At 47.8% G+C, this 20,368-nt stretch carries 13 protein-coding genes; 2 read left to right on the top strand and 11 right to left on the bottom strand.

The window, feature by feature from the left end; genetic code table 11:
* Positions 1 to 25 precede the first annotated feature (25 nt).
* The 9 genes from JTE88_RS00125 to JTE88_RS00085 form a co-directional block, all read right to left on the bottom strand.
* Complete coding sequence (locus tag JTE88_RS00125; RefSeq protein WP_204424527.1) at positions 26 to 2,470, bottom strand: vWA domain-containing protein; 2,445 nt, start codon at positions 2,468 to 2,470, stop codon at positions 26 to 28.
* Between the two features lie 107 nt (positions 2,471 to 2,577).
* Complete coding sequence (gene rarD / locus JTE88_RS00120) at positions 2,578 to 3,576, bottom strand: EamA family transporter RarD (RefSeq protein ID WP_204424525.1); 999 nt, start codon at positions 3,574 to 3,576, stop codon at positions 2,578 to 2,580.
* Between the two features lie 135 nt (positions 3,577 to 3,711).
* Complete coding sequence (locus JTE88_RS00115) at positions 3,712 to 5,547, bottom strand: BCCT family transporter (RefSeq protein WP_204424524.1); 1,836 nt, start codon at positions 5,545 to 5,547, stop codon at positions 3,712 to 3,714.
* A 141-nt stretch (positions 5,548 to 5,688) separates the two neighbouring features.
* Positions 5,689 to 7,995 (bottom strand): exo-alpha-sialidase, encoded by a 2,307-nt coding sequence (locus JTE88_RS00110; protein WP_204424522.1) that lies wholly within the window; start codon positions 7,993 to 7,995, stop codon positions 5,689 to 5,691.
* A gap of 197 nt (positions 7,996 to 8,192) precedes the next feature.
* A complete protein-coding gene (locus tag JTE88_RS00105; protein WP_204424520.1) occupies positions 8,193 to 9,890 on the bottom strand; it encodes a bifunctional metallophosphatase/5'-nucleotidase in 1,698 nt (565 codons plus the stop codon).
* Between the two features lie 140 nt (positions 9,891 to 10,030).
* Positions 10,031 to 10,681 carry a LutC/YkgG family protein gene (locus JTE88_RS00100; RefSeq protein ID WP_204424518.1) on the bottom strand — a complete coding sequence of 217 codons (651 nt, stop codon included), beginning with the start codon at positions 10,679 to 10,681 and terminating at the stop codon, positions 10,031 to 10,033.
* Complete coding sequence (locus JTE88_RS00095; protein WP_204424516.1) at positions 10,678 to 12,201, bottom strand: LutB/LldF family L-lactate oxidation iron-sulfur protein; 1,524 nt, start codon at positions 12,199 to 12,201, stop codon at positions 10,678 to 10,680. The genes JTE88_RS00100 and JTE88_RS00095 overlap by 4 nt, the downstream gene beginning before the upstream one ends.
* Positions 12,201 to 12,989: a (Fe-S)-binding protein gene (locus JTE88_RS00090; protein ID WP_204424514.1), complete on the bottom strand. Its 789-nt coding sequence runs from the start codon at positions 12,987 to 12,989 to the stop codon at positions 12,201 to 12,203. The genes JTE88_RS00095 and JTE88_RS00090 overlap by 1 nt, the downstream gene beginning before the upstream one ends.
* A gap of 41 nt (positions 12,990 to 13,030) precedes the next feature.
* A complete protein-coding gene (locus JTE88_RS00085; RefSeq protein ID WP_420826949.1) occupies positions 13,031 to 14,683 on the bottom strand; it encodes an L-lactate permease in 1,653 nt (550 codons plus the stop codon).
* A 354-nt stretch (positions 14,684 to 15,037) separates the two neighbouring features.
* Here JTE88_RS00085 and JTE88_RS00080 point away from each other — a divergent pair, with 354 nt between their 5' ends.
* Positions 15,038 to 15,853, top strand: coding sequence for a CAMP factor family pore-forming toxin (locus tag JTE88_RS00080; protein WP_204424512.1), 816 nt, complete (start codon positions 15,038 to 15,040; stop codon positions 15,851 to 15,853).
* 63 nt (positions 15,854 to 15,916) lie between these two features.
* Here JTE88_RS00080 and JTE88_RS00075 read toward each other — a convergent pair whose 3' ends face one another.
* Positions 15,917 to 18,841: a YhgE/Pip domain-containing protein gene (locus tag JTE88_RS00075; RefSeq protein ID WP_204424510.1), complete on the bottom strand. Its 2,925-nt coding sequence runs from the start codon at positions 18,839 to 18,841 to the stop codon at positions 15,917 to 15,919.
* A gap of 118 nt (positions 18,842 to 18,959) precedes the next feature.
* Here JTE88_RS00075 and JTE88_RS00070 point away from each other — a divergent pair, with 118 nt between their 5' ends.
* The gene (locus tag JTE88_RS00070) at positions 18,960 to 19,649 is read left to right on the top strand and encodes a TetR/AcrR family transcriptional regulator (protein ID WP_204424509.1); all 690 of its coding nucleotides are present in this window, start codon (positions 18,960 to 18,962) and stop codon (positions 19,647 to 19,649) included.
* A 3-nt stretch (positions 19,650 to 19,652) separates the two neighbouring features.
* On the opposite strand, the gene JTE88_RS00065 is transcribed toward JTE88_RS00070, so the two are convergent.
* Entirely contained in the window at positions 19,653 to 20,225 is a 573-nt protein-coding gene (locus tag JTE88_RS00065) for a GNAT family N-acetyltransferase (RefSeq protein WP_204424508.1), read from the bottom strand.
* Between the last annotated feature and the right edge of the window lie 143 nt (positions 20,226 to 20,368).

The following is a 20,368-nucleotide window of genomic DNA, read 5'->3' as shown; positions in this document are numbered from 1 at the left end:
CAACTGTATTACTACAAGTACACAACTAGTTTGCGTGTCTACGGTTTCGCCGCATCACACCTGCTGCTAGTACAAATAAAAGAGTACCAGCGACATAGAAGTGGTCCCGGCTTATCCCGCCGGTCAGTGGCAATGGTGGCGTTTCTATGCGAGTATTCTCAATCTTCCCGAAACTAGCATTGATAGTTTCTCCACCGATGGTTACTTCATGAGGAGTAGAATCTAGAAAATAACCGAATGGCGCACGGGTCTCTACCAATGTCCACTTCCCCCAGGCAAGATCGGATACCGTGAACTTACCGGCTTCCGGATCTTTGTCAGGCCCAAGACATTTTTCTGCATTTTCAGCTATACAATCTTCAACAGTTGTCGACTCTTGGTTTTCAGCAGTTAATGTCCAGACTGAACCACCTAAGAACGTATCAGAGCTATCTGCTGCATCAACCTTGGCCCAACTAACAGAACCAGGGTTCGCTGTATTTGTGACAGTACATTCTATGGTTCCACTTGTCTGTTCAGTGGCCGGTGAACATTCTACTTTACTTGACACATGTGGAAGATCGGTAAGTTCTTTGACTCGGTACTGGTACCGTTGACCATTTTCAGCAAAACGATCAAGCTTCCACGATACCGAAGATTCCTCATTCTGCCTTTGAATAACTTTAGGTTCCCCGACCTCAGCCCAATCGCTACCGTCGGTTGATCGTTCTGGTACAACCTTCACATCTGAACGCTGATTTTCTGGGACATTTTCCCATACTTTCGTCGCAGTAAGATTAATCGGTTTTTCCGTATTAGTCACAACAACACTAATATCTGGGTCATTATTGTTGTTGACAGTAAACGAAGCAGAGTCAGCTCCGTTCACCTGATAAGACACGTCATAATCTTCTGAAGTTACATTGCCTTCAAAAAGTTCTTCAACGCTATACGTACCTGTTAAGCGTAACTGTGTTTGGCGTGACTTCGTTGCTGACTCAGCATTTGAGGCATTCAGATCATACGTGAGTTGCGATGGGCACTCTTGCGGACTCCTACATATACCTCGTGCAACGTCATTCTTTAAATCAATCTTAAAATCATGATTCACATTTTTCGGCTTTTTATCAGCTGTGAGAACTTTCTTCTGCACCGTAATTAAAACTGGGTTCACTTCGGGTTTCGGAAAAAGCTTTTCCCTGTTTTCCCCCAAATGATCTTTGTATGTTAGTTGAGCATCTTTATTCGTCGGAAATAGGTCCGTTGAACTAGGAGTTTGACCTTCTTTTTTAACGTCCCGAAGTTTATCGGTTATCTCCACACGATAAGTTAATTCTTCATATTTAACTCGCTTACCATCCCGAATCTCCGACTGAGTTAAATCACCAATATTCCAGGAGAGCACCCCATCTAATTCATTATATGTAGCATCACCTTGGAGCGGTGTAACAGCACCAACAACACGAAATCCATCACCCATCGGATCTACAATGCGTGCGTCTGAAATCGGTGAAATAATCGATCCGGCAATTTTACTGAAAACACTTTCAAGCTGATTCGGCTCAGCACTCGTGTAGTTCTCTGGAGCAGTTGCTATTCTACTCAAAATATTTTGACCGTTTTGCCCAACAGCAAGCGCTACAGACCAAACCTTATTATTATCCTTTTTAGCAAAATTCGCCTCAGCTACTGCTGAGTTACCGTGGTTGAGGTAAATGATTCTATTATCAATGTTTGAAAAATAACCGCTGATAGCCCATACACTATACCCATTCCCCATCCGATAATTAGAAAAGTCACTCTTCTCTAAGTTATCTCGCGTCCCCCAAGAAACACTGTATTTGTCTAACTTCCCTATATCAAGAGGGCTATTTATCCCATACCCAAAAGTCGGCTCTCCATCAGAAAGTAACACGATATGTTTTTGATCAGCAGTGGAATCTGCCAGCATTTCAGTAGCTTTACGAATGCCATCTTGGGTGAACGTACCCCCGAACGGCCGCATACTATCGATCGCAGCATCTAAATCATTCTTACTACTGCCAATATTCTTGTCCAACGTAGCATAAGCAGCAAAAGAGACCAGCCCAATTCGCGTTGCTTGCGAACTCGTATCAGAAAGCAACTTATCAACGAATAATTTTGCAGCTGTTTTAGCTGAACGCATTCGCCCCGCAGTTCTCATACTTCCTGAACGATCAATCACAAGTACAACATCGCTCGTCCGCTTCAGCTCCCGTGCTTCAACACGTAGTGTTATATCCCATGTATTAACAAGACCTTCAACCGCTTTCGCTGTTTTACAAAGCCGCACTTCCCCAGGAACATCTGAATACTCGACACAGGGGGGATTCATTGGATCGTTGACAGCTTCAACAGCACCAGCCCAAACTCTGCTACCAGCAAGTCCGCTGGTAGCAGTGAGTAAGATAAGCGCAATGAAAAATAATGCACCTCGACGGATCACAAGACTAAACTTAGACTGATACATAAACTAAGCCAATGAACCTTTCACCATCAAACAAAAATATCTATAAAAGAACAAAAAGACTAAACACAATCCTGTGAGCTACTATAGACGAAAAGCTGGCAAATATCTCATCTAGGCTTCTCCACCAGTTTTCCCTTGCGATTACGAAATAACCGCGCCCAAGAATCTGGTTCGGAACGCCGCTTACGTGGACGACGACGTCGCCACGGGCGAACCGCAGGAACGGACCAGCGAACCTTCTTCGACAATGCAATAACCCCATCAACCCCGAGCAAAAAGACAGCCAGCCAAATACCGAGATATGTCCACCATTGCAACGGATCGATACGTTCACCCAAGATGATCGCAACGACGATCACTAGAACCGGTTCGACATAGGACAGCAAACCAAACATGCCATAAGATAGCCACTTAACCGCCAAAACGTAGCTGATCACGCCAAATACTGACAGTGCTCCAAGAGCCAAAAGTACCGCGACTAGGGACACCGAAGAAAAGGTATTCTGTAACGATTGAGGACTGAAAGCCACCCAGATAGCTGGTGGTAACGCAAGAGTCATTTCTAAGGCGAGCGCACCCACACCGTCGGTTTCGAAATAACGGCGAACCACAAAATATGCAGGGTAGCCAATCGCGATAAAGGTGGCCACCCATCCGATACCGCCAGCTCGCCACATTTCCCACGCAACAGCACTAGCAGCGATAACCGAGGAGATAACCATCAAACGGGTCATTCGCTCGTGGTACAACACACGGCCAATCACCACCATCACTAGCGGCATAAGGAAGTAGCCCATGCCAACGTCAAGGGTCTTGCCGGCTTGCGGTGCCCAACCAAATAGCCACATTTGCCCGGCAAGCATCGGCGCGCAAAAAGCGTATGCGATCAGTTTTTTCGGTTGTTCACGTACACGGCGAAGCTCACCAGAAAACCACCAAAAACGTTTCGTCATAAGCAGGACGATAAGCACCCCTGGAACAGTCATAATCATGCGCCAAGCCCATAATTCGATTCCAGTTAACGGGGCAATGAGCGATGACATGTATGAGAACATCGCGAACGCAACTGAGGATAATAACGAGATAATAACGCCACGATTAGACATACGACCACACAATACTGATATCGGGGTGGAAAAGGTGAGGGGCAGGACCAACAAGTGGTCCTGCCCCTCACCTTAATCGCTCAACCGAACTTCTAGCTCGGCGAATGACTGTGAGCTTGAACTATTTCATCAAAGCTACTTCTTCTTTGGCTTCTCGTGCGATTTTGTGCCAGCCTTTACCGGACTTTTAGCGGTCGGATGAGCCATCCGAGAAACCCTTTTCTTGGCGCGCAAGATTTCCTCACGCTCACGCAAATGGCGACGTTCCACAGCCAACTGACGGTTGAACTTTTCCTGCTCACGTTGATCGAGATAGATGACGTCATTGCGTAAATCCTTCACGATAGCGAACATGAGACCAATAACGATGAAGATGAACGGAGTTGCGGCCACGATGGTCACCGACTGGATTGAATTCAACGCTTGGTCGCCACCCGAAACAAGCAAGGTAAGACCGATCAATGCGGTAACTAAACCCCACAAACCTGTCAACCATGGTGTTGCATTCGAGCGTCCGCCTTGGGAGAGAGAACCCATCACGGTCGATGCTGAATCAGCAGACGTAATGAAGAACGTTGCCAGCAATACAACCGCAACGATGCCCATGACGAAACCACCTGGCATGGAATGGAGGAGATTAAAGAGCTGGGTTTGAGAAGAACCATCTTGGTAGATCGATTCCCCACCTTGCTCCATAGAAATTGCGGTACCACCGAAAATAGCGAACCAAACAGTTGATAGACCTGCTGGAACCAAAAGCACACCGGTGCAGAATTCACGGATGGTACGGCCACGGGAGATACGTGCGATAAACATGCCAACGAATGGTGACCACGAAACCCACCACGCCCAGTAGAAGATTGTCCATGAGGAAATCCAGTCACCAGCGGTACCATCAGCAGCAGATGCAGTACGGCCAGCCATTTCAAAGAATTGCGATGCATAAGCACCGATTGAACCTGGGAGCAGGTTGAGCTGGACGATTGTTGGCCCGAAGGCGAATACGAAGATTGCCAAGGACGCAGCAAGAATCATATTGACGTTGGACAGGATACGAATACCCTTACCAACACCAGACATTGCTGAAATCAAGAAAGCAAGAGTCAAAACGGAAACGATCGAAATGATCAGTTCCATTCCTGGATTATCAACGAATCCTGCAGCTTCGATACCTGCTCGGATCTGGAGCGCACCAAGACCAAGAGAACATGCTGTTCCGAATACGGTTGCGAAAATTGAGAGCGCATCAATAGCTTTTCCAACGAAACCGTTGGCGTGCTTTTCACCAATAAGTGATGTGAAGGTAGCCGAGATGAGCTGTGGACGACCAACCCGGTAGGTCGAATATGCGATTGCCAAACCAACAATGGCATACATGGCCCAAGGATGAAGAGTCCAGTGGAACATCGCGGTTGCCATTGCGGTACCAACCTCGTGCACATTGTGCCCGGGTACGCCGTCACGGTAGAAAGCCAGTGGTTCAGATGCGCCATAGAACATCAAACCAATACCCATACCGGCTGCGAACATCATTGAGACCCATGACGTATTGGAGAATTCCGGCTGTTCATCAGCTGCACCGAGTCGAATCGCGCCGAATTTACTACCGGCCACGACGATAACGAAAATAACAAAGACTGTTGTAAACAGGACAAATGCCCAGCCTAAGTTATTAAGAACCCAACCGAATGCGGCACTAGATGCTAGAGAAAAGTTCTCTGGAGCACCCAAACCCCAAGCAACAACGGCTAAGACAAGAATCATCGCTGGGAGAACAACCGGCCAAGCGATTGATGCATCATCGGTTTCTGATGCTAGTTCAATAGGTTCTTCTTGAATATCTGCGGCATTAATGTGTTCTTCAACTGAGAGGATCGCTGCCAGTTCCGACGTCGCACTCGACGTGGGATCTAATGGCTTTGTTTCACTCTCTCCGTAGTTATTATTTTCATTTTTAATATCACTGTCCATGTTGCTATTCTTCCCGAGCATAAAAGTTTTTCCAAGGAAATCTGCGAAAATTGGCGCTTTTTCCGTTGTACCTCACAGACTTTCCACATAAAAGGGGTGAACCTCCACTGGAGATTCACCCCTTTTACACTATTATTCTACTCAGTTGCGTTCTGGTCGACGCAGACAAGCAGCTCCACCAATTACTGCGAGCACCACGAGTGCAAGCACCGATGAAAGGTCAAGACCAGTCTTCGCCAACGTATTGACTGTTGATGGAGACGTTCCTGATGGATCAACCTTAACTGGTGACGTTGGTTGCTTCATTGGATCCTGAGCAACTCCGTTAGCAACGACATTGAACTGAGCGGTTGCACGTTGTGCGCCAATGAACTCAACCATGTGCTCTCCAGTTGGGAAATCAGCTGGTACAGTCCAGTCAACCGTCACGGAACCATCGTCACGTACTGCGATAACACCCAAATCAACAACTGTTGAATGAACCCGAACTTGAACACGCTCTCCAGGTGCAAAACCCTTGGCAGTAAATGTTTGCACATCACCTTGTTTGATGTCAGGATGGGCAACACTCACAACTGGAGCCGCTGACTGTGCCTGAGCGTCTTCATCATTTGAGTTATCGATCGGGTTAGCTGGAGTTAACGGAATAAGTGGATACTCTGCCTTAGGAGCTTGCTGAGCTTCTGCAAGCTTCTTTTCAAGCTCCGCTTTATCCTTCTCCGCCTGCGCTAACTGCTCGGAAAGCTTCTCATTTTCCGCGTTGAGCTCAGTTACCTTCTCCGTCAGTTCGGTTTTCTCAGTCGTCAACTTGTCGAGCTGTGCCTTGGCATCGTCAATTTCTTTATTTGCGTTCGCTAAATCATTGGTGAGCTGATCAATCTGCTCTTGCTGTTGCGCAATCTCTGCTTTGTTTTCTTCGATCGCTTGCTCAGCTTGTGCTAGCTCCTCAGCTTTTCGGGCCAGTTCTTCTTCAGCCTGCTGCTTCGCCTTGGCTAATTCTTCAGCCTGCTTTTCTAGCTCAATAACCTGCTTAACACCTGGACAGGTTCCCACCCAATCCATATCGAAGTTCCGATAGTAAATACCATTTTCTTTGTGTTTCTCGGTACCATCTTCGGAAAGCATTCCAATCCGACCATTGTGCTGGACAGTAATCGTGACATATCCAGTAGATCCCTCGTTAAACATCTTTGAATGTGGCCATGACTTTCCGTCATCGCATGACATCCAGACTGTGCCGTGGGAACGATCATTATTTTGCCCACTGGGATTATTATCTGTAATTCGCTTCGCATTAGCGTACAGCAAAATCTGGGAACGTAGATCGTTAGCTGGGGCATGGGGGAAAGCGCGAATAATTTGTCCGTTAGTCTTACCCTCTGTCACTCCAGGCATCCAGGTGGGAGTTGACCAGGTAAATCCGCCGTCCTTGGAAATAGCCTGCCAACGATGGCCGTCGCCATTCCGATAATTATTACTCGGGCCATTCTTGTCACGTGACGTTAGAAGAAGATCGCCATTAGACAGCTCAACAACCTTATTCTCATCCATTTTGTCACCAACTTCAGCGCCTGGTTCCCATGTCTCACCATGATCTTTGGAAATCAGAGAGAAGGCCGCTTGTGGACCTCCACGCCAATCCGCCTTAGTAAATTGCTGAACTAGCCAACCGTCACGATCTGGATGGGTGAGCTGAATACCTTGCCCTGAGGCGGCGAAACGCCACAATGTCTGCTTGTTTGGCGTAACTTTCGAAGTAATTACCTTAGAGGTCCATGTCTTGCCGTCGTCGTTCGACGTAGAAACTTCAACTTGAATAACATGCCGGTTGGTTTCGTCATTACCAGGGACAGCTTCTTGAATTCCCGCTTCATAGCTACGGACGTGGAAGTTAAAAATTTTGCCGGTTTCCCAATCCACTACATAGGACGGATCGGAACAACCGTGAATTTCGTTCCAGTTACTGACCGGATTACCTTGGCAAACGTAGCCATCTTTTTGCCATGTTTCGCCATTATCTTTGGAACGGTATTGAATAATCGAGTTTGGATTAGGTGAATCTTCACCATTCTTCCACTTCGTCGTCAATCCCTTATACCAATTTTCGCCATTAAATCCGGTAGTAACATTCTTTAGCTGATTCGGATCACCAGCACTTAAAGGGCGCTCATCAAAAGAAGCTATAAGATCACCACCTGGCGTGGCTGTGATCGCCGGAATTCGATAATAAATCTTACCTTCTTCACGAACGATAATCGACTTAACGTCCGACATTGTTGCATCGCTGAACTGAACCTGCGGCTGAGATACCAGATTTTGCGACGTCGAATGAGTTTCGTCGTCGGCTGCGTGAGCTAGTGGACTAGCTACCAAGCTAGAAAAAGTCAGCGCGCTTGTGACAACACCAGCAAAAATCAGATGCCGGAATTGGTTGCGTTTACCCCTCATGCGTTCTCCTATTTTCGTACGGCGACATTGCCGTTGGCCTCTTTGCCTGCGGATTGGAATTATCCAACCTCATACTAGCGGAAATTCCATCAGTTGTCTGATGATTTTCAATCCTGGCCGAGAAACCAAAAACATAAAAAGGAAACAGGGAGAGGAAACATAAGAGCCCTCTCCCTGCATAACATCACATCACCAAGCTACAGTTTTCTCTTGTTTATACGTGTAATACATATACCTGCAGTTATTAGAATACCGGCCAAAATAAATGTATTACTAACCTCGAAACCCGTTTTCGCTAAAGCTGGTGCCTGAGGGTGAACAGACTTTGATTTTTCCCCTAACTCGGTATTTTTATCAATATCATGTTCTTGCTTTTGATCTTTTTCCGTGTCACTCTCATTCAATTCTGGTGTCGATTGATCACAGGATGATGTCTCCGTCAAATAAGAGACCAATGCATCAAAGTCCGACCCTGCAAAGCCAGCATCCACAAGAACCTTTGCGTCTTTAAAAGCATTGATATTATTTCCACCATTAACAACATAGTTTGTTATTGCCAGTGTGTAGGTATCCTCATCATCGATAATCACACCGTTTTCTAAAGTCATAGCCTGGATTTTTTCGTTAGATTCACCTTTACTGTCATACAGATAGGACATCCCAGAAACAATCGGATATCCACCACCTGTGCCATTAGGAGATGAATCTACTCCTTCATCTATAGCCTGCCGTAACTGCGCCCCCGTAACCTCAATCTTCATAACTTTGTTATCGTATGGAAAAACAGCCAAGATATCTTTCATCGTTAAGTTACCGGCAGCTAAATCTGCACGTAAACCGCCTGCATTTACCCAACCTAGATCAGCATTAACTCTTTTTTGAAATGCATGTGCCGCAACTTTCCCAATTTCCTGGGGTCTCATTAACACCTTGTTAGAGCAAGTAACCTCTTCACTTAAACGCGCATCTAACTTCTTCATATACGTTTGTGCAATCACGCCTAGCTCACTATTATCTGTTACGGTTTCATCAATTTGAATTTCATGGTGCGTTGCCACCCACTTGTTTTGCTCATTTCTTTCGAAGTCAATGCGTGCAATTGACCCATAGTTGCCTTCAGTTGCCACAGCAAAACGTCCATCATCAAGGCGTGTCACATCATTTCCCTCTTGTTTAAACTCATTTTCCTCACGTAACACCACCGATATCTCGGGAACTTCTTCCAAGAGGTTTTTGGCATCTTCAGCATTCGGGAACTGAGCTAAAGCTACAATAACATCAGCTTCACTTAATTGAGAAATAGCAGATTTGGCAGACTCGACATAATCATGCTGTACAACATCATTTCCTGCAGTTGTTGTCTCCATTCCAACAGTTAAACCAATATATCCAATCTTCACATCTCCCACTTGACGGAGAATTGTAGGAGCAACTATTGGACTATTATTCGCTGTTAAGTTTGATGAAACCCAAGGGAAATGTGATGCCTTTACATTCACCATTGCCTGTTCTAGTCCATAATCGAAATCATGTTGTCCAAAACCTGCCACATCAACACCGATAGTGTTGAATGCATCTACCATCGCCTCGCCATGAAAAACAGCACCAAATAGCGTTCCGCCACCTAAATCGCCACCAAAAGCAACATCGACCGGAATACCTTTTTCTTTCTCTTGATCTAAAACAGTAGCTAAACGTGCAACGCCGCCATGGTAGGTTGGTTGTTCTTTTGTCCCTTGTTTGACGGGCAAAATATCATGTCCATCTTGGAAAAACAAAATAGAAGCCTGGGGAAATAGATTATCTTGTTGCTCAACCTCTTCTGCCATTGCTGTAGTGGACAATCCGCTACTCAAAGACAATAAAAAAGAAACTAGTAATACACGTTTTTTCATATGTAACCCCTTTGTTTACTCATCACTATGTTATCGATGTACCGGATATAAAGCATACGGTTATTAATGGGAGCAAGATAAAGCTGGCGAATGAGACATCTTTATCTCATCCGCCAGCTTTATCTTAGTTTCGTAAATGCTCAGTCAGTGACGATAATGACTCGCAAGTTACGTGGTCCGTGCACGCCGTCAACTCGAACCAGTTCGATATCTGAGGTTGCCGATGGTCCAGCAATCCACGTAATCGGACGAGTTGGGTTTTTATCCAAAACCGAAACTGCCTGCGGAACGGTTGGATAAATATCCTTCGCCCGCAAGACGATCACGTGACTATCTGGAACCAATGTAATCGCACGTCGTCCTTGATCCGGTTCACCATCAAGGACGATAGTGCCAGACATGGAGATAGCAACTCGAGCACCGGTAACAACCGCATCGATTTTGTCTAAATCGTAGTTGCCTAACGGCTTCTCACGAGAATCTTCCTGAACGGTACGGTCATGCCGGCCAGCCGCTTTCTTCCATTCTTCATCCAAACCATGTGGGACGACGACAGAAGACGCATCTTCCAAATACGCATCGATAGCGTCTGGAATGCCTGCTTCATCAGTGGTCACAACAACGGCAGTGTAATCGACGAGTTTCTCGATCAAGTCCTCGATTACTTCTGGCGCTCCTGGCGGGAATTCACCTTCTTGGATATAGTTCCGTGGTGGCTCCGGAGCAGGTTCTCCCTGAGAGAGAGCAAGCGCATCTTTAATGCGTTGTAAAATTTCTTCACGTGCACTCACTTCTCGTTCTCCTTCTTATCTTCTTTGAGCCATTCACGGAATGTACGTGCCGGTGGGGCTGGCACATCACGAACCATCGTCCACCGATTAGCTAGTGGGATAGGAACATTATGGATCTTGCGATCCTTGCCGGCAACCACTCGTCCAGCCTTGACACCCTTAGTCGCAGCAGCCCAACGCTTACCATCACCCATGAACTTCGATGTTGCCTTCATCGCCACATCCCAAACATCTGGAATACCTCCACGATTAGCTTCGGTAATTCGATGGCGCAAATCAACAAGAACCTCTGGGATATTGATCTTCACCGGGCAAACTTCATAGCAAGCACCACACAACGATGATGCGTACGGCAACGACGATGCTGGATCATTGTGATCCATAGCGCCAAGAAGCTGCGGAGTAAGAATAGCGCCGATAGGACCAGGATAAACTGAGTTGTATGCGTGTCCGCCAACATGCTCGTATACCGGGCAAGCATTCATACATGCGGCACAACGGATGCAGTGCAATGCTTGGCGGCCAACTTCGTCAGCCAAAACCTTCGTACGACCATTGTCCAAGAGAACTAGGTGGAACTCTTGCGGTCCGTCACCTGGAGTAATACCAGTCCACATGGAGGTGTATGGGTTCATGCGCTCACCAGTCGATGAGCGTGGCAGAAGTTGAGAGAATACTTCAGCATCCTTGAACGTTGGGACGAGCTTTTCAATACCAACCAGCGAAATGAGAGTTTCAGGAAGGGTCAAGCACATACGACCATTACCTTCAGACTCAAACACTGATAGTGTTCCAGTTTCTGCAATCATCATGTTAGAACCAGAAATAGCTACTTTGGTCTTCAAGAACAGCTCACGCAAATGGGCGCGTGCTGCCATCGCCAAAACACGTGGTTCAGTAGTTTCAATTGGCTCTTCTAGATCAGCCATTTCACGATTGAAAATTTCACGAATCTCTGCGCGGTTGCGGTGGATTGCTGGCACAACGATGTGTGACGGCATGTCTTTGCCGAGCTGAACGATCATTTCTGCCAAGTCGGTTTCGTGTGCCGTAATGCCATGCTTTTCAAGCTCTTCGTTAAGGTTAATCTCCTGAGTCGCCATGGACTTAACCTTGACAACTTCTTGAGCATTCTTTTCCCGAAGAATACCAAGAATAATCTCGTTGGCTTCCTTCTTATCGCGTGCCCAGTGAACGATACCGCCACGCTTGGTGACGTTTTCTTCCAACTGAACAAGCAGCTCAGGCAGATTACTCATCGTCTTGTGCTTGATGGCCGAACCTGCATCGCGTAATGCTTGCCAGTCCGGCATTTCAGCTACACGTTCTGCACGCTTGTTACGAATAGTTGTTGTTGCATGACGAAGGTTCTTACGTAGCTGGTTGTTACGGAGCGTAACAGCAGCTCCCTCGGGAAAACTAGTTCCCCATTCAAGAGTTTGATCTGGCAGAGCGTCACCTTGAACCCACTGTCCGTGACCCTTGCCGAACATTTGTGGCAAACCTAAAAACGTAGCCATTACACACCAGCCTTCGTAGTAGATTCTGGAGCCGTCCACGGCTCATTTTGGGTACCAGCAAGCACCTCAGCTAGATGCATCGCCCGAACTCCAGCTCGGTTTCGGGAAAGACCACCAGCAATGTTCATCAAACATGAATAGTCACCGGCAACAAGAACATCTGCCTTGGTAGCAATGATGTTGTTCATCTTGTCAGTGAGCATCGATGCTGACGTTTCATGGTTCTTTATAGCAAACGTTCCGCCGAAGCCACAGCAAGATTCTGCACTTGGGAGTTCGACGAGATCAATACCGCCTACTTTCCGTAATAGCTGCAACGGCTTATCGCCGACCTTAGCTACACGCAATGAGTGGCAGGTTGGATGGTATGTGACGCGGTGTGCGAAATATGCGCCGACGTCGTCAGTGCCCATAACATCAACGAGGAATTCAGAAAGTTCGTAAGTCTTCTTCGCAATCGCAGCCGCTTTAGTTGCCAGCGCAGGATCACCCAACTTGTTAGCGACCATTTCCTGCTGTTCGCGAATAGAACCAGTACATGAACCAGATGGAACAACGATCGCATCCCATTCGCCATCGAGGACAGGTTCGAACGTCTTGACGTGGTTTTTAATCAACGGCATGGCTTCTGGATAATATCCCGTGTTGATATGCATCTGTCCACAGCAAGCTTGGCTTTCTGGAAATTCCACTTCGACATCAAGACGTTGGAGCAGATGCATTGTTGCCTGCGGAGCCTGCGGGAACATGGCATCCGCAATACAGGTTGCAAATAGTGCTACTTTCATTTCTTTTCTTTCTATCGGTGCATCATAGGACGTTGATAACATCATTGAACGATGGGAATGACGCCCTGCGTAGCAAGGAACGTCAACAAGCATAGTACGAGAAGCAGACCAGCAGAGAATGGTGCAGCTTTCCGCAAGATTTCCGCTTCGGATCCTGGCTTAGCGATCGCCGTAGCGGCGATGGCAAGATTTTGTGGAGAAACAATCTTGCCAAGACCTCCACCAATGCTATTGGCAGAGAGAAGGATATGCGGATCAAGATTTGCACCAGTTGCCGCGGTGGATTGCAAGGATGCAAAGAGCGCATTAGCTGATGTTGCTGAACCGGTGACTGCGGTTCCGATCCATCCAAGAATTGGTGATAGGAAAGCGAACGCAGAACCAGTAGCGGCTAGTGCTGCACCAATGGCAGCGGTTTGACCAGAGAAGTTCATAACATATGCCAAAGCCATAACCAGAGCAATTGTCAAAAGCGACCAGCGCAAGGAATGGATTGTATTGAACAGAACCGAGATACCGCGCCCAAAGGAGAACTTAAAACGTTCGCTCGAATTTGCGCCATAAACCGCAGAAACAATGAGTGCGGTAATAACGATCATCGTACCTGGGTTAGCAAGAGTCTGGATACCAAGGATTGCAGCCGAGGAAGCTTCTCCGCTACTGGTGAGTAACGAACCGTATAGTCCTGGCCACTCAATGGCGATCGTCGTTTTGGCAAGCGCTTCGGGTACGTTGAACCCGAAGGTCCAGAGCTTAGCAATAGAGAAAATGATGACGACGAGCCAGTATGGCATCAATGCAAGAGTGAGACGACTAGCGCTTGGTGCCGCTTCTTCTTTGACTTCTGAACGCCAATCTTCTGGGGTTGTTGGGTTCAAAACAACTAGTGCTCCGGCCACCACAGCAAAACCGAGAAGCGAAGCGAAAACAGCGGTAAGTTCATACGAAACAAAGTGTGCCGCCACGAAGTGACCGAGCGCAGTGACTAGTCCCTGGAGAAGACCGATATGCCAAAGTTGGCGAACACCACGACCACCGTCGAGTATGAACAGAAGTAGGAAAGGGATAAGAATGATGACCCACGGAGTCATCGATGAGGCCGTATTCGCTACATCGGTAGCGGCAACTCCACCAATTTTACCTGCTGTTGTAATCGGAATTGCCATCGCACCGAAACCAACATTGATTGCATTACCAACCATGGTCACCAAGGCAGCTTTAATAGGACTGATGCCAAGTGAAACGAGCATCGCAGCCACGATAGCAACTGGGGCCCCGAAGCCTGCTAAACCTTCAAGCAGGCCACAAAAGGAGAAACCTAAGAGGAGAGCTTGAATTCGCATATCACCCTTGCCCACAGCAGAGAAGACTGCTCGCACATCTTGGTCTCGCCCAGAAAAAACGGTGAGATTGTATAGCCACACGGCGGCGATGACGATGTATAGAATCGGCATAATGCCGAATGCCGTTCCGAAAAGAGCAGAATTAATCGCCATTGGTATTGGCATATAGAAACCAAAGACGGCAATAGCCAAAGCAATGACTAAAGACCCAAGCGCACACCAGTGTGTTTTCAATTTGAACACACCGAGCATAAAGAAGAACGCAACAAGCGGCAAGATGCCCACTAGTGCAGAAAGGACAGTTGAGCCGGCAATAGACTCAGTAGAAGGCACGAATGTGACCGCATGCATCGCCATTGAATACAAATGATCTCCTAGGACAAAAGTAATATATACGTGTCCATTGTGTTCCAGTGGTTAAATTAATTCAAGCTAAAAACTATCCACTATTCTGACTTTTCGGACAATATTAATATTGTTATAGGTGAAATAAGTGTATAGTCGATTTTGTTTAACGTGAGACTTTCCTTAGCTAAATCAGATTTCCACTCCTGTAAAGCCTCTGCCCGAGTTTTCTCACAATGTGGTTGGAAATATGAAGCCCCATATACGGATCATGCAAATATTTATAGAATGCTTTTACTTCAAGTTTCACACCTTGAAGATTGTGTCAATTTCAGTTCTTTCTGTCTTAATGGAGCGGCAATGAAAAAATCACTTATCGCCATAGCACTTTCAACATCCCTATTCATCCCGCAACTCACTAGCCCACTCGCACATGCAACACCATTGCCTGCCTCAGCCACCAGCTCCTTCGCCGCCGTGATACAACCCAACGATGGAGAAGAAACGATTAAAGAACAAGCCGAAGAAAAGGCTGAAGCTATCGAAAAAACACTAAAGCACGTTGCTGGGATTGCTGATGTTGTCCAAGCTGCACGTCCCGAAATTAACTGGAGCAAAGAGTTCAACAAGCTTTTTAGCACCCTCAGCGAACTTCAAGGAGAAATCCTTGCATTAGCTTCTGGTAATATTCCCGCATTCGAAGCTAAGACCATCCTGGCTCGCACTGAACTCGCAACCAATATCGGCCTGACGATCGATACCGCAGCAACAAAGCTGAAAAACAAGGTTCAAGCTGCCCATGTTGAAATCGGTTTTGCCGTGACTCGTGCAGTTATTCGCTTGACCAACCTCACCTCAACCGAAGAACAATTGAAAGAATCACTCGAAGATCTCAGGAATGTCATTGACCAGGTTTCCACATACCCAGAAATCACTCCAACCGATACCGCAACGATTTATGTCAAGAACGAACTAACGAAGAAGATTTGGAAGACTCGTTGGGATCGTGACAAGAATATCCTCGGAAAAAAGGCATTCGTCACCTATCATGAACTCAATAAGCACATCACGAAAGCAGTTGGCGTTGAACTCAATCCACACTCAACTGTGCAACAAGTGCGCGAAGCCATCGCCGATCTCGATACCGCATACTCTGCTGCATCGACCGGCAAGTAAACGCGCTAGTTCATAACTGTAGGCTCCCTATAAAACTAGGGAGCCTACGTCACAATGTAGAAGTTATCCAGCAGTTGGAGCTAAGGCTTCATCATGAGCCATCGCCTCATTCTTCTTCGTCCGAACCTTCGAAGCAAAGAAGCTAATACCCACCGAAACAACCGTCCACAGCAAGAGAACTAGAACCGTCTTACTAACGATTCCATCCACGCCGCCACCGGCAATCAGCGACCGGAACGCCAGCTGAGTATCGCTCATTGGCAAGAGCCAGTGAATCCACTGGAAGAACTTCGGCGCAGTTTCGATTGGGAACGTTGCTCCCATCGAAGTGATCTGCAAGCTGAGCAACACAATCGACAAGAACCGACCACGGAACGCGAAAGCCGCAACACACGCCTGATTGACTGCCATGAAACAGATACTGGCGAGAACCGCCAACGCACTCAACCCAGCCAAGTTCGCAACATGCAATTCACCCATTGCATTGACTACAACCATCATCACAACAGCCTGAACGACCGCCAACATGGTTGCTGTTACTGCCGGCTTCGTCACTGCTTGGACCCATCGACCGCGAGCGCGTTCATCATGATCGAGAGCTGGCAAGACCAAGAACAGTGCGATTGTGCCAATCCACAATGCGAGTGACATAAACATCGGAGTAAATCCAGCGCCGTTATTTGCAACTGCATGTAGCCGTTCAGTCTTAACTTCAGCGACCTTTCCGGCCGTCGCTGAAACATTCTTTTGATCAGCACTCGATAGTTGCGGAATCATTCCAGAACCTTCAGTTAAGCCGTTGCGAAGTTTTGTGGCGCCGTCGTTCAACTTGGTTGCCCCATCAGCAAGTTCGCCAACCTTTTCTTGAGCGGTTTGCACACCATCGTTCAGCTTGCGAGCGCCGGAGTCTAGCGCGCCCACACCTTGCTGAGCAGTTTGCGCACCGTCTGCTAGTTTTTGTGAACCAGAACGTGCTGATTGCGTACCGTTCTTCAGCTTACCAATTCCGGAGGCTAATTCTTGTGCCGAGCTGGCAGCCTTCTGCGAGCCCTCGGATAGTTTGGTCATGCCAGTAACAAGCCCCGTGGAACCGTCAGCAAGTTTTTGCGCACCAGCATCGAGCTTGCTCACACCATCAGTTAGCTCTGGCAACTTCCCCGTCAGCTTGCCGATTCCGCCAGCGAGCACCTGTGCTCCATCACGTAATTGTGCGGACTGGGTTCCGTTTACTCCGCTGATTTTTGCTAATCCTGCACTCAGATCGTTAATACCACCAAGGAGAGTACCATCGTTTGACGACGACGCCGTTCCAAGCTTCGTCTTGAGCTGTCCTACCCCAGCACTAGCCTTAGCCATGTTTTGGGTCAGCTGATCACTTCCCTGCGCGAGCTTCTCCGAACCTGCCGCAACCTGGTTGACACCGTCCTTGACAGCCTGTGCTCCTTGCGCGATCGTGTTGATCACTTCAGTGAACGGTGCGAACCCCTTAAGCTTCCCGGTGATCGAATCAGCACCCTTGACCAGGGCCCAGCTACTTTCGCGGAGTTTTTGCGACGATGAAGACAATGCCTTTATTTTCTGGCATATCTCCGAATCTTGCGGTTTACACTGCTCCGCAAGCTCGTCAATGCCAGTGGTGTAATCATGCAAAGACTTATCGAACGATCTAGTACCAGCTGCGAGCTTAGTAGCGTCGCTCGTATCAACATACTTCAGCGATTCGGCAACAATATCAGTCACTCCAGCTAGCTCAGTAGCACCATCTTGGAGAGATGGCTTGCCATCTTTTCCTACAGTGACGCCATCGCGTAGTTGTTTAAGACCAGCATTGAGAGCTTCTGTTCCAGCCATCAGACTCTTTTGAGCGGTCTCTGGCTTAGTCGGATCAAAATCTCCAGCTTGACCTAAGCCTGCACTCATTTTCTCGATAGCGCCAGGTAGTGCTTGAGCAGCCTGTTGTAACTTGGCGCTTCCAGCTTGCGCCTGATCGACGCCGTTAGTGTACGCTGCGATTCCAGGAGCTAATCTGCCAGATCCATCCGCCAACTGCTTCACACCAGCACCAAGTTTGCCGGTGTTGTCATTTAACTTATGTACACCCTGGGCAAGTTGTTCTGCACCATTATGTAGCTCGCTCGAACCCGATGCTGCCTTATTAACGCCCGAGTTGAGTTCGGTTAAGCCTAGCGATAGTTTTTGCGAACCATCCGCAGCGCGCCCGGTTCCGTCGTCAAGCGTAGCCAATCCATTACGTAACGTTACTGTTCCGTTCGCAAGGTCATTCATACCGACGACGAGGCGTCCAGTTCCCTGCGAAAGGTCCCGTGTTCCTTGGGAGAGTTTTCTGATGCCATCATCGAATTTTCTGACGCCATCGTTAAGTTTGACAGTTCCGTCAGCTAGCTTCGTTGAACCATCGGCAGCATCATGTAGACCGCCGCGGATCTTCTCAATCGAAATAAGAAGCCGTTCGGTAATTCGAGTCGCACCGCGTTCATTAATTCGATTCGTCATCGCCTCAGACACGGTTTTAGCCATGGTTCCAGCCAGATAGTTCACGCCGTCATCGGTAACTAACCGCAACTCTTGGGTCGCGGAAGATCCAATATCAGTACCGATCTTTGCAACATTCTTCGAAAAGTCGTGCGGAATATACAAAATGGCACGCACACGTTCGTCGTTCATCTGCGCTAATGCGTCCGGTTCAGACATTTCTTTCCAGGAGAAGCCGACGTCTTCACCATCTTTCGGATGTGCCAACGCATCAGTTAATTCTTTTCCTAGCGAGAAGGTTTCTTGCTTACCAGTCACCAATGTTCCGGTATATGCCTGGTCTTCATTAACAATTGCAGCCGTCATATCATCAAGACGATTTGTTGGATTTTGATAAGTCATTGTCAACAAGCCCGCATATAGCAGGGGAATAAGCGCAACTGCGAATATGACAATTGCAGTTCCCAACCGTGGACCTTTTAGCCGTGTCATCATAGAGCATACTCCTCAAGTTTTAACCGACACTCACGATACACCTATGTATCCAAGATGTTCAATACACATCTGTATCGAGTGATGGGGTAGACTAAAGACACTAATTAAAGGAGTACATATGGCACTTCGAGCACACTCAATCCGCCGCGAAACAATCGCAAAACTTGCGGCAGCCCCGCTATCGGCACGCCGAAAGCGCACCCGCGCCAAACTTCTACAAGCCGGCTCGATCCTATTCGTGAAAAAAGGAATTCTGGGAACATCAGTTGGCGACATCTGCGATGAAGCAGGATTCTCACGTGGTGCCTTCTACTCAAATTTCGCCGATATGGACCACTTCATCCAAAACCTTGCCGACGATCAATGGGGTCGAATTCTTGACACCACCATGGACGCATTCGCTGAATCTGACGTACCGAGTATCGATGGAACATCTGATGATAAAACACTGACCAGCACCAAACTACTAGCCTCGAGAATTCTCGCCGCACTCCCTATTTCTCGGGATTTCTACCTTCTTCTCACTGAGTTTTCAACATATCTGGCCCGTGCTCACAACAAAGAAAACCCACTATATGAAGGTGCTGAAGCCTTCAAGAAGCAACTTTCTGCAGTCATTGAATCAAAACTTTCCGACATCGGCAGACGCAGTATTCTCTCTGCCCCGGACTTGGTCAACATGATCCTCGCACTCGCTGAACGATCCATGATCCTTGCGCTGACCCACCACGATGAGGACTTAACTGCCTACCTAGTACGCACACTGCCCAGTGTGCTTGTCAAGCTCACTGTTCCAGTAAGTAACTAGCGCTCACCAGCGGGGTTCCGGCATCGGCTTGCCGTCACGGCGCCGAATCATTTCCATCCAGCCTTCATAGGATCCGTCGTCGTTCTGCCGAATCACATCCCACCGAACATTCAACTCATAACCGTACCGGGCATAGAGTTTCCCGAGGCCTAAACCGGCCCGGAACTGCAAATGCAAAAATTCAATATTCGCTCCCAATGCGGCAAGTACTTCTGGCGCATGTAGGTGCTCCATCAACATGCGCCCCAGACCATTCCCATGGAAATCGGGACTAACCTGCAACCGCTTAATCGTTGCAATATGGCGTGGCTGACCCTCTGGAACGCCAACAATCCACCACGCAAAACCCAAAAGCTGTTTCGTGCTCATGTCACGCATAATATAGAGCCAGCCACGCCCCTCAGCCATATCCCGTTCGTGCCCAGCAAGAAGCTCTACATATCGGCTACGAGGATCCCCCGGGCGAGCACCTACAGCAGCTCCCAGCTCAGTATTTTCTTGCCACATTGCGAGCATATCGGCGCGAAGCTTGGCGTTGGTCAATGAGGTAAACGTTTCAAAATATATCTCAGGCACGCGATTATCTTAATCGAGATGTGTGCGTTATTCACACTTCACCTCACCACACTTACGGCGGCCACACACCCAGCATGCGCCACAATAGCGGTATCGCGCACGATAGCACCCTATAGAACACTATCGTGCGCGATACCGCTTAT

It is taken from the genome of Arcanobacterium phocisimile (assembly GCF_016904675.1).
GTDB lineage: Bacteria > Actinomycetota > Actinomycetes > Actinomycetales > Actinomycetaceae > Arcanobacterium > Arcanobacterium phocisimile.
Note: the sequence above shows the minus strand (reverse complement) of the source record. Positions and strands in the feature narration are given on the sequence as shown.

Coding starts and splice junctions, on each gene's coding strand:
- JTE88_RS00085 (WP_420826949.1), bottom strand. CDS start 14,683: ATGCATGCGGTCACATTCGTGCCTTCTACTGAGTCTATTGCCGGCTCA.
- JTE88_RS00075 (WP_204424510.1), bottom strand. CDS start 18,841: ATGATGACACGGCTAAAAGGTCCACGGTTGGGAACTGCAATTGTCATA.
- JTE88_RS00090 (WP_204424514.1), bottom strand. CDS start 12,989: ATGAAAGTAGCACTATTTGCAACCTGTATTGCGGATGCCATGTTCCCG.
- JTE88_RS00105 (WP_204424520.1), bottom strand. CDS start 9,890: ATGAAAAAACGTGTATTACTAGTTTCTTTTTTATTGTCTTTGAGTAGC.
- JTE88_RS00095 (WP_204424516.1), bottom strand. CDS start 12,201: ATGGCTACGTTTTTAGGTTTGCCACAAATGTTCGGCAAGGGTCACGGA.
- JTE88_RS00110 (WP_204424522.1), bottom strand. CDS start 7,995: ATGAGGGGTAAACGCAACCAATTCCGGCATCTGATTTTTGCTGGTGTT.
- rarD (WP_204424525.1), bottom strand. CDS start 3,576: ATGTCTAATCGTGGCGTTATTATCTCGTTATTATCCTCAGTTGCGTTC.
- JTE88_RS00115 (WP_204424524.1), bottom strand. CDS start 5,547: ATGGACAGTGATATTAAAAATGAAAATAATAACTACGGAGAGAGTGAA.
- JTE88_RS00080 (WP_204424512.1), top strand. CDS start 15,038: ATGAAAAAATCACTTATCGCCATAGCACTTTCAACATCCCTATTCATC.
- JTE88_RS00125 (WP_204424527.1), bottom strand. CDS start 2,470: ATGTATCAGTCTAAGTTTAGTCTTGTGATCCGTCGAGGTGCATTATTT.
- JTE88_RS00070 (WP_204424509.1), top strand. CDS start 18,960: ATGGCACTTCGAGCACACTCAATCCGCCGCGAAACAATCGCAAAACTT.